The 13,973-nt window shown below is 69.3% G+C and carries 10 protein-coding genes; 3 read left to right on the top strand and 7 right to left on the bottom strand.

The genetic code is table 11. The features are described from left to right. Nucleotides 1-59: 59 nt before the first annotated feature. Both JIX55_RS35755 and nsdA read right to left on the bottom strand, forming a co-directional pair. Nucleotides 60-701 (bottom strand): hypothetical protein, encoded by a 642-nt coding sequence (locus tag JIX55_RS35755; RefSeq protein WP_257567361.1) that lies wholly within the window; start codon nt 699-701, stop codon nt 60-62. Nucleotides 702-1,018: 317 nt separating this feature from the next. Next, on the bottom strand, nt 1,019-2,494 hold the full coding sequence (gene nsdA, locus JIX55_RS35750) for a transcriptional repressor NsdA (protein ID WP_257567360.1): 1,476 nt from the start codon (nt 2,492-2,494) through the stop codon (nt 1,019-1,021). A 428-nt stretch (nt 2,495-2,922) separates the two neighbouring features. Between nsdA and JIX55_RS35745 the strand changes: the two genes are divergently transcribed. Then, complete coding sequence (locus JIX55_RS35745) at nt 2,923-3,579, top strand: bifunctional DNA primase/polymerase (RefSeq protein ID WP_257567359.1); 657 nt, start codon at nt 2,923-2,925, stop codon at nt 3,577-3,579. A gap of 98 nt (nt 3,580-3,677) precedes the next feature. Here JIX55_RS35745 and ftsY read toward each other — a convergent pair whose 3' ends face one another. Next, a complete protein-coding gene (gene ftsY, locus JIX55_RS35740) occupies nt 3,678-4,877 on the bottom strand; it encodes a signal recognition particle-docking protein FtsY (RefSeq protein ID WP_257567358.1) in 1,200 nt (399 codons plus the stop codon). Between the two features lie 288 nt (nt 4,878-5,165). On the opposite strand from ftsY, the gene JIX55_RS35735 reads away from it, so the two are divergent. After that, nucleotides 5,166-6,137: an LLM class flavin-dependent oxidoreductase gene (locus JIX55_RS35735; protein ID WP_257567357.1), complete on the top strand. Its 972-nt coding sequence runs from the start codon at nt 5,166-5,168 to the stop codon at nt 6,135-6,137. A gap of 180 nt (nt 6,138-6,317) precedes the next feature. Here the strand turns inward: JIX55_RS35735 and JIX55_RS35730 are convergent, their stop codons facing one another. From JIX55_RS35730 to JIX55_RS35715, 4 genes are all read right to left on the bottom strand, one after another. After that, nucleotides 6,318-7,736 carry a sugar porter family MFS transporter gene (locus JIX55_RS35730; RefSeq protein ID WP_257567356.1) on the bottom strand — a complete coding sequence of 473 codons (1,419 nt, stop codon included), beginning with the start codon at nt 7,734-7,736 and terminating at the stop codon, nt 6,318-6,320. A 258-nt stretch (nt 7,737-7,994) separates the two neighbouring features. Further along, the gene (locus tag JIX55_RS35725) at nt 7,995-11,648 is read right to left on the bottom strand and encodes an AAA family ATPase (RefSeq protein ID WP_257567355.1); all 3,654 of its coding nucleotides are present in this window, start codon (nt 11,646-11,648) and stop codon (nt 7,995-7,997) included. A gap of 229 nt (nt 11,649-11,877) precedes the next feature. Beyond that, nucleotides 11,878-12,078, bottom strand: coding sequence for a hypothetical protein (locus tag JIX55_RS35720; RefSeq protein WP_149825411.1), 201 nt, complete (start codon nt 12,076-12,078; stop codon nt 11,878-11,880). A gap of 400 nt (nt 12,079-12,478) precedes the next feature. Further along, nucleotides 12,479-12,760 (bottom strand): acylphosphatase, encoded by a 282-nt coding sequence (locus tag JIX55_RS35715; protein ID WP_257567354.1) that lies wholly within the window; start codon nt 12,758-12,760, stop codon nt 12,479-12,481. Between the two features lie 190 nt (nt 12,761-12,950). Here JIX55_RS35715 and JIX55_RS35710 point away from each other — a divergent pair, with 190 nt between their 5' ends. Further along, nucleotides 12,951-13,919: a CAP domain-containing protein gene (locus tag JIX55_RS35710; protein WP_257567353.1), complete on the top strand. Its 969-nt coding sequence runs from the start codon at nt 12,951-12,953 to the stop codon at nt 13,917-13,919. Nucleotides 13,920-13,973: the final 54 nt, after the last annotated feature.

Genomic DNA, 13,973 nt, shown 5'->3' with positions numbered 1-13,973 from the left:
TGAGGACGTGTGCACCCGCCCTCACCCGAACCGGATCGTCTACCGACCCGCCGGACGCGTCATCGCTTGACGCAGACCTTCACGGTCTTGGTCCAGGAGTCCGACTTGCCCTTGACGTACGCCGTGACCTCCGGGCGCGCGGAGAGGCACAGCTTCTCCTTCTTGAGGGAGACGCGGACCATGCCGTCGAACTTCGCCGGACGGCCGCTGTTGCTCTGCGTGTACTTCCACAGGTTCTCGTTGTAGGTGGTCGCGCGCGTCGCGGCCTTGCGCTTGCCGCACTCCAGGGTCGGTGTGACGGAGAGGCTCCACACACCCACGGCCACCTTGGCGTTCATCTTGCACTTCGTGCTCTCGTACCAGCGCTGGGTCAGCTCCAGCTTGGTGAGCTTCGCCCGCTTGCCACCCGAACAGCTGGTGTAGGTGGTGGCCGTCATGCTCGGGTCCTTGAGCTTCACGTCCGTGTAGGCGTGATCCTTGGCGCCCTTCATCTTCCAGTAGTAGTGCTTGAACTCGACCCGGCCGGTGAGCTTCACATAGACACAGCGCTTCAGCGGCTTCGACCACATCGCCACGGTCGCGCTGTACGGCTTGCTGTGCGAGGTCTTTGCGACCGCACCCGCATTGGGCGCCATGCCCATGACGAGCGCGAGGGAGGAAGCGCCCACCGCGACGGCGGACGCGACTGACTTGCTCTGCATTTCCGGTTTTCCCCGTTCCCCGTAGTTTCTCTGGTCGGCACGCCAACTGCACGCACAGACCAAGGAGTTGACAACCACCCTCACGGGCGGCGCGGACGCAACTCTAGCCACCGAGGTTGACACGGGCACGCCACGTGACAGAACAAGGAGCAAACTCGTTACAGTCCATCAGCTTTGCAAATATCCGGCGAACAGCCGACGAATGGGCCGACCACGGCGGGCCATCCGTTGACCTGGCATGGGGGAGCCGAGTCGGGCAGTAGGGATGGCCGGCCGCGGCCGGGGTCGAGGGGCCCGCAGGGTTCCGCGGGTCGGCGTCAGACCGCTGCGGCGGTCTCGGGAAGATGGACGGAGAGCTGGTCGGTGAGGTCGACGACCTCGGCCAGGTCACCGAAATCGCGTACGGCCGTGTCGACGGTCTTGCGGATCCGGGTGTTGACCCGCTCGGAGCGGACCTTGCGGGCGACATCCATGGCTCGCTTGGCCATGGCCGCCCCCTGCTCCGGCTCACGCTGGAGCAGATGCACCGTGGCCATGCCGATGAGGTTCAGCGCGTACGACCGCTGGTGTTCGATGTCCGTGGAGAAGAGCTCGACGGCCCGGTGCATCACGGGCTCGGCGAGGGAGGCGTAAGTGGGGCTGCGGCCTGCGACATAGGCGAGGTCGCGGTAGGAGTGGGAGTTCTCGCCGTGCAGCTCGGCCTCGTTGAAGAAGCGGATCCAGTCGGGATCCGGGTCGTCCCATTCCTCGGCGTCGGCGAAGACGTCCTCGGCCATCCGCACCGCCCGTTTGCACTTTCCGGGCTGGCCCATGTTGGCGTAGGCGCGGGCCTCCATCGCGTACAGCATCGACTGGGTGCGCGGGCTCGCGCAGTCACGGCTGCCGTACTGGGCGAGATGGATCAGTTCGAGGGCGTCGTCGGGCCGGCCGAGGTGGATCATCTGACGGCTCATGCTGGACAGGACGTACGAACCGAGGGGCTTGTCGCCCGCCTCCTTGGCCGCGTGCAGGGCGAGGACGAAGTATTTCTGGGCGGTGGGCTGGAGGCCGATGTCGTAGCTCATCCAGCCGGCCAGCTCGGCCAGCTCGGCGGCGACCTTGAACAGCCGCCGGGTGGTGGCCTCGGACTGGTGCTCCTGGAGGAGATCGGTCACCTCGTGCAGCTGGCCGACGACCGCCTTGCGGCGCAGACCACCGCCGCACTGGGCGTCCCACTGCCGGAACATCACCGTGGTGGATTCGAGGAGGTCCAGCTCCGGTTTGGAGAGCCGGCCGGCCCGGCGCGCGGCGGGCGACGGCTCGGGCTCCGCGCGCGGGGCGGGGGGTGAGGGAACGAGCCAGCGCTGCATCGGCTCGATGAGGGCCGGGCCCGCGGACAGGGCGAGCGAACTCCCGAGGAAGCCGCGCCGCGCCAGCATCAGGTCGCTGCGCGAGAACTCGCTGATCAGCGCCACGGTCTGCGGGCCCGTCCAGGGCAGGTCGACACCGGACACGGACGGGGACTGGTGGGCGGCACGCAGCCCCAGGTCCTCCACGGCGACGACGCAGCCGAACCGCTCGGAGAACAGTTCGGACAGGATCCGCGGAATCGGCTCGCGCGGGTTCTCCCCGTCGAGCCAGCGCCGTACGCGCGAGGTGTCGGTGGAGATGTGATTGGCCCCGAGCTGTCGGGCCCGGCGGTTCACCTGCCGGGCGAGCTCGCCCTTGGACCAGCCGCTGCGGACGAACCACGAGCCCAGCAGTTCGTTCGGGCGCTTGTCAGCGTTCGTGCCGCTTCCGCCGTTGCCGCCCACTGGAACGCCCCCATCCCTGAAACCACTTGTGTGCGCTGTGTGCGCCAAGCCCTACCAGAATGCCGGTTACCACGCCGTACGTCCGACTGTTGTCACCCATCGAACGGAAAGACGACTTGCCTCCGGCATACCCACGAGCGCACACATCCCCAGGTCCCGTGTACTCAAAGTAATCCCACGATCACGCGTCCGGCCACGGCGATTCCTTAAACGCCACCATTCGCCACCCCTTCGAATGAACTCACGGTTGCCAGTACGCGATTCACTTGACACATGACAGCCGGGGCCGGGCGGAGTGATGCATTCAGGGGCGCGCGTCGTCGACCGCACCACCCGAGGTGACGTAGCGCGCCGCCCATGCGGAAGCAGAGCGTCGCATTCCGACTCCGTCGCGTAACCACCGGCGCGCTGGACCCGTTGGAGGGGGCATGGGCTTCACGATCGGCGGCATTCGGGAGATGCGATCCGGCACGCGTCGGCGCGGCCGTTCCTCGGAATGCACGGCCGTGGCCGAATTCACCGGGCTCTGCGGGTGGGACGTCGTCCCCGGCGCGCGGACGGCTTCGGGCGCGTGCTCATGTGGCAAGGCCGACTGCTCCGCGCCCGGCGCGCATCCCCTCGACTTCGCGCCTCCCGTCCGCGCCGGCGCCACGCTCGACGAGGTGACCGAGGCCTGGTCCGAGTTCCCCGGCGCCTCCGTGATGCTGCCGGTGGGCCGCTCCTTCGACGTCATCGAGGTCGCCGAATCGGCCGGCCGGCACGCACTCGTCCGCCTGGAGCGCATGGGCCTCCCGGTCGGCCCCGTGATCGCCACACCCGAGGGCCGCGCCCACTTCTTCGTCACCCCCGGCGCCGCCGCCGAACTGCCCGCGCTGCTCTACCGCATGGGCTGGGACGATCCGTCCACCCTCGACCTGCGTGGTCTCGGCCCCGGGACCCACGTCACCGCCCCGCCCTCCGACCGCGGCGGCCTCGGCCCGGTCCGCTGGCTCCGCTCCCCCGCCCTCGACTCGGCGACACAGCCGCCCGCTGCGCGTCTGCTGCTGGGAACGCTGGCGTACGTGGCACACCGGTCGCGGGCATAGCGGCGTCGGCCTCGGATTCGTACACAGCGAAGCGCCCGTCCCCCATCTCACCTTGGGGGCGGGCGCCTCTTTGATCAGCGGTGAACGTCAGAGGGTGCTTACTCTCCGATAAGCGCATCCACGAACGCCTCCGGCTCGAAGGGCGCCAGGTCGTCCGCGCCCTCTCCCAGGCCGACGAGCTTGACGGGGACACCCAGCTCACGCTGTACGGCGATGACGATGCCGCCCTTGGCGGTGCCGTCGAGCTTGGTGAGGACGATGCCGGTGATGTCGACGACCTCGGCGAAGACGCGGGCCTGGACGAGACCGTTCTGACCGGTCGTGGCGTCGAGGACGAGCAGGATCTCGTCCAGCGGCGCGTGCTTCTCGACGACGCGCTTGACCTTGCCGAGCTCGTCCATGAGGCCGGTCTTGGTGTGCAGCCGGCCGGCGGTGTCGATGAGGACGACGTCGGCGCCCTCCTCGATGCCCTCCTTGACGGCGTCGAAGGCGACGGACGCCGGGTCGCCGCCCTCGGGACCGCGCACGGTACGGGCACCGACCCGCTCGCCCCAGGTCTGCAGCTGGTCGGCGGCGGCGGCGCGGAAGGTGTCGGCGGCGCCGAGGACGACGTTCTTGCCGTCGGCGACGAGGACGCGGGCGAGCTTGCCGGTGGTGGTGGTCTTGCCGGTGCCGTTGACGCCGACGACCATCACGATGCCCGGGGTGTCGAGCGGCGAGTCGGTGTTGACCACGCGGTCGAACTCGGGGACGAGGATCGTGAGCAGCTCCTCGCGCAACAGGGCGCGCAGCTCGACCGGAGTCCGCGTGCCGAGCACCTTCACACGTTCACGCAGGCGTTCGACCAGCTCCTGGGTGGGCTGTACACCGACGTCGGCGGTGAGGAGGGTGTCCTCGATCTCCTCCCAGGTGTCGTCGTCGAGGTGCTCGCGCGAGAGCAGCGTGAGCAGCCCCTTGCCGAGCGCGTTCTGCGAGCGGGAGAGCCGGGCGCGCAGCCGTACGAGGCGGCCGGCGGTCGGCTCCGGGATCTCGATCGCGGGGGCGGCCGGCGGCTCCTCGACGGCGACGGGTGCCGTCGCCGTGGCGTCCGGGAGGTCCACCTCCTCGATCGTTCTGCGCGGTTCGTCGCGCGGTGTCTCGGCCTCGTCGCCGACATGCGGCTCGGCCGGAGGTGCGGTGATGTCGGGTGTTGTGGGGGGAGCCGGGGGCAGCGGCTTCTTCCTGCGGCTGCCTACGACGAGCCCGCCCAGCACGCCGAGCAAGACCACGGCGATGACTACAGCAAGGATGAGTTCCATAACAAGCTCAGTATGCGTGACCTCCTGCCCGGAAGTTTCGTTGGCACGTCGGGGTTCTACGCCCCACGGGCCGGGCTGGCCCGCCGCCCGGTATTTCGCCAGGCGGAAGCCCCTCAGGGGCGGAGTCACAACTAGGCCAGTATGCGCTGGTCTCGTCGGGTGCGCACAGAAGCGTCCCCAGGGTGTGTGACGGCGGCCCATGCAGTGGGTCGTCACACACCCTCCTCTAGAAACCTGACACAACGTCAGCTAGCGTCCCCCTCCACAGCCGCCCGAAGGGGGTCCCCCATGCCCGTCACGGTCGTCCGTTTCAATCTGGTCGAGCCCGGCGCCACTCCCGCCTCGCTCCGGGCCCGCTACCGGGCCGCCGTCGAGATGGCCGCGTACGCCGATGAGCAGGGCATCAGCACCGTGCAGACGGAGGAGCACCACGGGGTCGAGAACAACTGGCTGCCATCGCCGTTCGTCTTCGCGGGGGCGGTGTTCGGGGCCACCCGCCGTATCGCGGTCACGGTGTCGGCGGTGATCGGGCCGCTGCACGACCCGCTGCGGCTGGCCGAGGACATCGCCGTACTGGATCTGGTGAGCGGCGGGCGGCTGGTGACCGTCGCCGGGATCGGGTACCGGCCGGAGGAGTACGCGCAGTTCGACGTCGACTGGAAAAGCCGCGGAAAGCTCCAGGACGAGCTGTTGGAGACGCTGCTCCAGGCGTGGACCGGTGAGCCGTTCCCCTACCGGGGGCGCACGGTCCGGGTCACCCCGCGGCCGGGTACCGAGCCGCATCCGCTGCTGCTGGTCGGGGGCTCGTCGAAGGCCGCGGCCCGCCGGGCGGCACGCCTGGGTCTTCCCTTCTTCCCGAGCGCGCATCTGCCGGAGCTTGAGGCGTACTACAAGGAGCGGCTCGTCGAGTACGGCACCGAGGGCTGGACCATGATGCCCGCCGCCGAGACCCCCTTGCTGCACGTGGCGGAGGATCCGGACCGGGCGTGGGCCGAGTACGGCGGGCACTTCCTGCACGAGGCGCGGACGTACGCCTCCTGGCAGTCGGCCGGCATTCGGTCGGCCGTGCGGTCGGGGGCGGCGACGGTGGCGGACCTGCGCGCGGAGGGCGTGTACCGGATCGTCACGCCGGACGAGTGCGTGGCGCTGGGCCTGGACAACCTCGTACTGCATCCGCTGGCCGGGGGTATGCCGGTCGAGGAGGGGTGGCGCGGGCTTCGGCTCTTCGCCGAGCGGGTGCTGCCGCGCCTCGACGGCTGAGCCGATCACCACTACTGCCCCGGAACAGGCTCCTGGCGAACCGCCGTCCCGGCCCGCTCAGTGGTCGGGCCGGAACGGCGGAGGGGGACGAGGAGAGGGGCAGCGGGGACTTGGCCCTTCTCCTCGAACTCGGGGAGGCGCGTGGCCTGCGGGCTAGCCCGGAGGCGCGTGGCCTGCGGGCTAGCCCATCTCCTCCAGCGCCTTGCCCTTCGTCTCCTTCACGAACTTGAGGACGAAGGGGATCGAGAGCGCGGCGAAGACCGTGTAGATCACGTACGTCACGGAGAGGTTCCAGTCGGCCAGGGACGGGAAGCTCGCGGTGATGGCCCAGTTGGCGATCCACTGCGCGGAGGCGGCCACGCCCAGGGCGGCGGCGCGGATCCTGTTCGGGAACATCTCGCCGAGCATGACCCAGACGACGACGCCCCAGGAGAGGGCGAAGAAGAGGACGAAGACATGGGCGGCGATCAGCGCGACCCAGCCCTGGGTGGCGGGGAGCTTGCCGTCGACGAGGTCGAAGGAGAAGGCCCATGCCTCCAGGGCGAGGCCGATGACCATGCCGACGGAGCCGATGAGGGCGAGCGGCTTGCGGCCGATCCGGTCCACGAAGATCATCGCGATGACGGTGCCGACGATGTTGATGATCGAGGTCGTGAAGGAGTAGAAGAACGACTCGGTCGGGTCGACGCCGACGGACTGCCACAGGGTCGCGGAGTAGTAGAACGCGACGTTGATGCCGACGAACTGCTGGAAGACCGACAGGCCGATGCCGATCCAGACGATCGGCTTGAAGAAGAAGCTGCCGCCGAGCAGGTCCTTGAAGGTCGACTTGTGCTCGCTGTTCATGGCGGACTCGATCTCGGCGACCCGGGCGTCGAGATCCACGTCCTTGCCCTCGACTTCGGCGAGCACCTCACGGGCGCGCTCGTCCTTGCCGACGGAGATCAGGAAGCGCGGGGACTCGGGGATCGCGAAGGAGAGCAGGCCGTACAGCACGGCCGGTACGACCATGACACCGAGCATGATCTGCCAGGCCTCCACGCCGAGCAGCTCACCGCGCTGGTCGCCGTCGGCGGCGTTCAGGATGCCCCAGTTGACCAGTTGGGAGATGGCGATACCGACGACGATCGCGGCCTGCTGGAACGAGCCGAGCCGTCCCCGGTACGCGGCAGGGGCGACCTCGGCGATGTAGGCGGGTCCGATCACGGACGCCATGCCGATGGCGAAGCCGCCGACGATCCGCCAGAAGGCGAGGTCGTACAGCGCGAAGGGGAGCGCGGAGCCGACGGCGCTGACCGTGAAGAGGACGGCCGCGATCTGCATGCAGCGGATACGGCCGATGCGGTCGGCTATGCGGCCCGCGGTGGCCGCACCGATGGCACAGCCGATCAGCGCGACGGCGATGACCTGTGCCAGGGCCGTGGAGCCGATGTCGTAGCGGTCCCGGATGGCTTCGACGGCGCCATTGATCACGGCACTGTCGTAGCCGAAGAGGAAGCCGCCCATCGCGGCCGCCGCCGCGATGAAGATCACGTGCGAGAGATGGTCGGGCTGAGCGTCCCGAGCTCCTGTGTTGGATGCCTGCTCAGTGCTGGTCACGTCTGTACTCCTCGGACCACCGGCAACGTCGCCGATGTGGGGGGAACTTCGACTTGAAGGTAAAAGCAACGCCCCAGAGACTATGCCTTCAAGTTTCGAAGTCAAGAGAGGGGTATGTGACCGCAGAGAGCAGAGGCTAGGTGCATTTTCTTCAACTCTTGAAGAAAGCGAAACGGCAGTCGACCTGAGGGAGCCCGGGGAACCGCGCGACCAGTCCTCACTCACCCGCACCCGAGAACGGCCGATCCCAGCGGCGCGCTACCGCAGCCGCTGGCTGATCACCTTCGATACGCCATCACCCTGCATGGACACGCCATACAGCGCGTCGGCGACTTCCATCGTCCGCTTCTGGTGGGTGATCACGATCAGCTGCGACGCCTCCTGCAGCTCCTGCATGATCCGGATGAGCCGCTGCAGGTTGGTGTCGTCGAGCGCCGCCTCGACCTCGTCCATCACATAGAACGGGCTGGGCCGCGCCTTGAAGATCGACACGAGCATGGCGACGGCGGTGAGTGAGCGCTCGCCGCCGGAGAGCAGCGAGAGACGCTTGACCTTCTTGCCCGGCGGCCGGGCCTCGACGTCGACGCCGGTGGTGAGCATGTTGTCGGGGTCGGTGAGGATCAGGCGCCCCTCGCCACCCGGGAAGAGCCGGCTGAAAACGCCCTCGAACTCCCGTGCGGTGTCCCAGAACGCCTCGGTGAAGACCTGCTCGACGCGCTCGTCGACCTCCTTCACCACTTGGAGGAGGTCGGCGCGGGTCTTCTTCAGGTCCTCCAACTGCTCGCTGAGGAACTTGTGCCGCTCCTCCAGCGCCGCGAACTCCTCCAGCGCCAGCGGATTGACCTTGCCGAGCTGCTGGTACGCCCGCTCGGCCGCCTTGAGCCGCTTCTCCTGCTCGGCGCGGTGGAACGTCTTCGGCTGGTTCCGGGGATGCTCCGGGTCGTCCGGCAGCTCCTCCCCCTCGGCCGGCAGCGACGGCGGTACGAGCTGGTCGGGGCCGTACTCCGCGATCAGCCCCTCCGGTTCGACGCCCAGTTCCTCCAGCGCCTTGGTCTCCAACTGCTCGATCCGCATCCGCTTCTCGGCGCCGAGCACCTCGCCCCGGTGTACGGAGTCGGTCAGCTTGTCCAGCTCGGCCTTGAGATCGCGCCCCTCGTTGCGGGCCTGGGCGAGTTCCTGCTCCCGGCGGGCCTTGGCGGCGTCGGCGGCGGTGCGCTCCTCCTCCGCGCGGGCGAGGGAGACCTCGACGTGGAGGAGCAGCTGCCGGGCGCCGGACGCGACGGCCTCGGCCACGGCCGCCTCGTGCCGCAGCCGCGCCCTGCGCTGTTCGGCCCGCGCCCGCGCCTCGCGCTCGGCGCGCGCGGCGCGGTCGAGCGAGTCCGCGCGCCCTGCGAGCCCCTTCACCCGCTCCTCGTGCGTCCGCACCTGGAGCCGGGCCTCCATCTCCGTCTGCCGCGCGTTGGCCCCGTCGGCCGCGAGCCGGTCCCGTACGGAGGTGTCGGGCTCCTCCTCGACGGGCATCTCCTCGGCCACCGCGAGCCGTTCGGCCAGCTCCTCGGCTTCCTGTACGGCCTTGTCGAGGGCTTCCTGGGCCCGCGCGGCCGCGGCGGTGGACCGCTCGGCCTCCCCCGCGGCCCCTCTCGCCTGCCCGGCCAGCCGCCCGAGCTGCTGGGCGACCGCCGACTTCTCCCGCTCGGCCGCCCGGCGTCTCTCTCCCAGCTCCTCCACGAACCCGGCCCGTTCCCGGCGCAGCTCACCCGCGCTCTCCTGGGCCTCGGCCAACTCCTCGCACCGTACGGCGAGTTCCTCCAGCTCGGCCGCCGCCTCGTCGACGGACGCCTGTACCTCCAGCAGACTCGGCGCCCCCGCCGAACCTCCGTGCGCGAAGTGCGCTCCGAGCAGGTCGCCCTCGGCGGTGACGGCGGTGAGATCGGGGCGCGCGTAGACAAGGTCTTCGGCGTCTTCGAGGGTGTCCACCACGACGATGTCCCGCAGCAGCCTGCGTACGGCGGGCATGAGCTCGGTGGGGCCGCGGACGAGGTCGGTGGCGAAGTGCCCGGCGGGGGGTGCGGTGCGCCCGGCGGGGGGTGCCGGGAGAGGCCGTCGTTCGTCTGCTGGTTGGTCGAGGCTGGTCGCGCCGTTCCCCACACCCCTTCGGGGCGCTCCCGTACCGGTCGGCATCAGCTCCTCCGGCGCTCCCGCCGGCAACAGCGGCGCTCGGCCGCCGTCCTGCTTGCGCAGCAACCGGATCGCATCCGCCGCAGCGGACGGAGACGTCACCGCGATCGCATCCGCCGCCACCCCGAAGGCAGCCGCCAGCGGTACCTCATAACCCGGCGTCACCGTCAGCAGTTCCGCGGCCGGACCCAGCAGCCCTCCAAGCCGGTCCTTCGCTCCGAGCAACGCGCCCGTGCCGTCCTTGCGGCGCAGGCCCAGCGCGAGGGCTTCGTGGCGGGCCTGGGTGGCGGCGCGGCGGCGTTCGGCCGCGGTGGTGGCCTCGCGGGCGGCGGTGAGGGCGGCCTCCGCCTCGGCCAGGGAGCGCTTCGCGGCGTCGTGCTGTCCGGCCAGTTCGTTGTCGTCGGCGTCGAGGCCGTCGACCTCGGCCTTCAGCGCCTCGTACTCCTCCTGGGCGGTGACGGCACGTTCCTGCGCCTCGTCGCGGGCGGCGGCCAGGCGGTCGATCTCGGCCTGGGCGGAGGCCGCGCGGGAGCGGGCCGCGTTGACCTGGCCGTTGAGGCGGGCGAGGCTCTCGCGGCGGTCGGCGATGGAGCGGGCGACGTCCTTCAGACGGCGTTCCTCGACCATCAGTTCGCGCTCCAGCTCGGCGCGGTGCTCGACCGTGTCCTCCAGGGCCCGCTCGGCTGCCTCCAGGGCCGCTTCGAGCTCGGCCTCCTGTTCGCGGATGCGGGCGGCCTCGCGCTCCATGTCCTCGGGGTCGCGTCCGCGCCGCTCCTCGGGAGGTGCGGAGGTGGCGCTCTTGACCCGGGCGTCGGCCAGCGAGATCGTGCCGCGCACCCGTTCGGCGAGTTGCGACAGCTCGTACCAGGTCTCCTGGGCCCGCTGGAGGCGCGGAGCGAGCCGTCGCACCTCGCCCTCCAGGTGCGCCTCCCGCTGGAGCGCCTTCTTCAGCTCGGTCTCGGCGGCCTCCTTGCGCTGCTTCAGCGCGGCCTCGTCGGCGACCTCGGTCCGGAGCGCCGCGTGGAGTCGTACGAGATCGTCGGCCAGCAGCCTCAGCCGCGCGTCCCGGAGGTCCGCCTGGATGACGGCGGCGCGGCGGGCGACAGCGGCCTGCCGGCCGAGGGGCTTGAGCTGGCGGCGGAGTTCGTCGGTGAGGTCCTGGACGCGGGCCAGATTGGCCTGCATGGCGTCCAGCTTCCGGAGCGCCTTCTCCTTGCGCTTGCGGTGTTTGAGGACGCCGGCGGCCTCTTCGATGAAGGCGCGGCGGCCCATGGGATCGGCGTGCAGGACGGAGTCGAGCTGGCCCTGGCCGACGATGACGTGCATCTCGCGGCCGATGCCGGAGTCGGAGAGCAGGTCCTGGATGTCGAGGAGGCGGCAGGTGTCGCCGTTGATCTGGTACTCGCTGCCGCCGTTGCGGAACATGATCCGCGTGATGGTGACCTCGGAGTACTCGATGGGGAGGGCCCCGTCGGAGTTGTCGATGGTCAGGGAGACCTCGGCGCGGCCCAGCGGGGGTCGCCCGGTGGTGCCGGCGAAGATGACGTCCTCCATCTTGCCGCCGCGCAGCGACTTCGCGCCCTGCTCGCCCATGACCCAGCTGAGCGCGTCCACGACATTGGACTTGCCCGAACCGTTCGGTCCGACGACACACGTGATACCCGGCTCGAACCGGAGTGTGGTCGCCGAGGCGAACGATTTGAACCCACGGAGGGTCAGGGCCTTGAGGTGCACGCCGCTGGACTTTACCTTCCGGCCTTGTCTCACTCCATGAACGCCCGGTTTCGCATATGAACGTGCAGGGCACATCAGACGTTAAAGAGTGTGGAGAAAGCGCGAGAGCGCGGGGGAAAGAAAGAAGGGACGCCTCTAGAGAAGGCGTCCCTTGCAGATCTGACAACTTAGCGGTTGATACGGGCAGCCCAACCACTGCTGTCTGTCGTGGTGCGATGCGATGCAGTGATCAGGTGAGCGCAGGCTCCGCCTGGTGTGCGTCGAGCTCCATGAGCGAGTCGTGAGAAGCGGCAGCCGTCAACGCGTCGTTCTCGGCCTGAATCCGTACGAGCTCGGATTCCAGGTCCTGGACGCGCTGCTGGAGCCGTCGCATCTCGGCGAGGAGTCGCGGGTCGGAGCCGCCGACGTAACCGAGAAGCGCCTTTGCCATGATGGATGGTCCTCCACACTGAGTGACCGACCGAAGCGGTGTGGGTCGTGAGGGAATCGCACCCGCGATGCTTGGCACTGTTGAGTTTTTGCTGCCGTTCTCCATGCCAAACAGCTAAGGTGCGCGGGGCTTTCAGCGTCTCACCAAAAAGTTTGACGGTCAACACGATCACGCCCCGCATTGGCGGGCATCCCAGTGCCGCGCGGCCCCGATCGGGCGACGCTGCGGCGATTCCGGGACCTCTCCTGGCCGATGGAGCGAGGGGATCATCCTTTCTTCGGAGCCTGCCATGACACGTCCGTCTTGGCAATCACCTGCACATTTCTGTTCTGTACATGCTTCTGGCATATGCCAGTGGCGCGCCCCTCCGCCTTCACCCGGCCCGCTTCACAGCAGGGGGTCAGCGGATGGCGAAGCCGTCGTAACCCCCTCGCGGTGTGTCCCAGATCTCGGTGACGCCGTCCACGCGCCCGGGCGTGTCGTCACTCTGGAGCCACTCCAGGAGCCCTTGGCACGCCTCACGGGAGCCCTCGGCGACCACCTGCACCCGCCCGTCGGCCAAATTGAGAGCAAAACCACTCAGTCCGCCGATCTCCAGGGCTCTGGCCCGCGTGAACCAGCGGAAACCCACACCTTGCACCCGTCCACGCGCCCAGGCGACCAGCCGTACATCCTCGCTCATGCCTGCACGCTAACGGGCCAATGTCTCTCGGGTCTCTCCCACCCCTGGCGCCATGCTGTACCGTCCCGACCCAATGAATCTCATATGAAACTCACTCCTTCGTGTGAGGTTCGTGAAGACGACGATCACAACGTTGACAACATCACCAACGTTGACCGCAGGACAGCGCAAGGACGAGGAAGGCCAAGACATGGGACGCCACCGACGCTCCGCCGCCGGCCGCGCCGCCAGGGGGGGCCGCGCCACCGGGGTCACGGACACGGGCTTCGCTTCCGAGGAGCCCCATTACGGCCCGGAGAACCTGTACGGGTTCGCCGCTGTCCTGGAGGCCGACGCTCAGGCCGCCTCGCGCGCCGGTGGTTCGCGCCGTCGTAAGAAGAGGGCCGTCACCCCCGTGAAGACCGGTCTGCTCGGTGTCTCCGCCGCCGTCGCCCTCGGCACCGCCGCGGTGGCCACCGGGGTACTGCCGGGCGGCGGCCAGTACACGATCAGCGGGGGCAACACCTCCGAGACGGTGGTGCCTGCCGGTTCGCCGACGGGTGCGGCGAGCCAGCAGGGTGGTACGGACGGCGCCGCGCAGGAGCGCGAGGACGAGTCCACCAGCCGCGACACCGAGCGCGAGGCCTCGCCGTCGAACAGCCCGTCCCCCTCCAAGACGCCGTCCAAGAAGCCGTCCGAAGAGGCGAGCGAGGGCTCCGGCTCGAAGAAGACCAAGACGCCGACCGCGAAGCCCACCAAGGAGAAGGAGAAGAAGACCACTGCCCCCGCAGAGGTCTCCTCCGAGACCCAGGCCGAGGCCGCGGTCCTCCAGCTGGTCAACGAGGAGCGGGCCAAGGCGGGCTGCAGCCCGGTTGCGGCCAACAGCGATCTGGCCAAGCTGGCCGAGTCCTTCAGCGAGGACATGGCCCTCCGCGGCTTCTTCGACCACACCAACCCCGACGGCGAGGACCCGTGGGACCGCGCCGCCACCCTCGGGATCACCGGTCTCGGCGGCGAGAACATAGCCCGCGGCCAGGCCACCGCCGAGGCGGTCATGGAGGCCTGGATGAACAGCCCCGGCCACCGGGCGAACATCCTGAACTGCGACTTCAAGACCCTCGGCGTCGGTGTCCACATGGGCGACGGCGGACCGTGGTGGACGCAGGACTTCGGCTACTAGGCGGCACTCGCCCAGCCGAACGCTAACCGGTAGTTAGTGCAACCTTTTGGTTAG

The organism is Streptomyces sp. DSM 40750, assembly GCF_024612035.1.
GTDB lineage: Bacteria > Actinomycetota > Actinomycetes > Streptomycetales > Streptomycetaceae > Streptomyces.
Note: the sequence above shows the minus strand (reverse complement) of the source record. Positions and strands in the feature narration are given on the sequence as shown.

Coding starts and splice junctions, on each gene's coding strand:
- JIX55_RS35755 (WP_257567361.1), bottom strand. CDS start 701: ATGCAGAGCAAGTCAGTCGCGTCCGCCGTCGCGGTGGGCGCTTCCTCC.
- JIX55_RS35745 (WP_257567359.1), top strand. CDS start 2,923: ATGGGCTTCACGATCGGCGGCATTCGGGAGATGCGATCCGGCACGCGT.
- ftsY (WP_257567358.1), bottom strand. CDS start 4,877: ATGGAACTCATCCTTGCTGTAGTCATCGCCGTGGTCTTGCTCGGCGTG.
- JIX55_RS35735 (WP_257567357.1), top strand. CDS start 5,166: ATGCCCGTCACGGTCGTCCGTTTCAATCTGGTCGAGCCCGGCGCCACT.
- JIX55_RS35720 (WP_149825411.1), bottom strand. CDS start 12,078: ATGGCAAAGGCGCTTCTCGGTTACGTCGGCGGCTCCGACCCGCGACTC.
- JIX55_RS35715 (WP_257567354.1), bottom strand. CDS start 12,760: ATGAGCGAGGATGTACGGCTGGTCGCCTGGGCGCGTGGACGGGTGCAA.
- JIX55_RS35710 (WP_257567353.1), top strand. CDS start 12,951: ATGGGACGCCACCGACGCTCCGCCGCCGGCCGCGCCGCCAGGGGGGGC.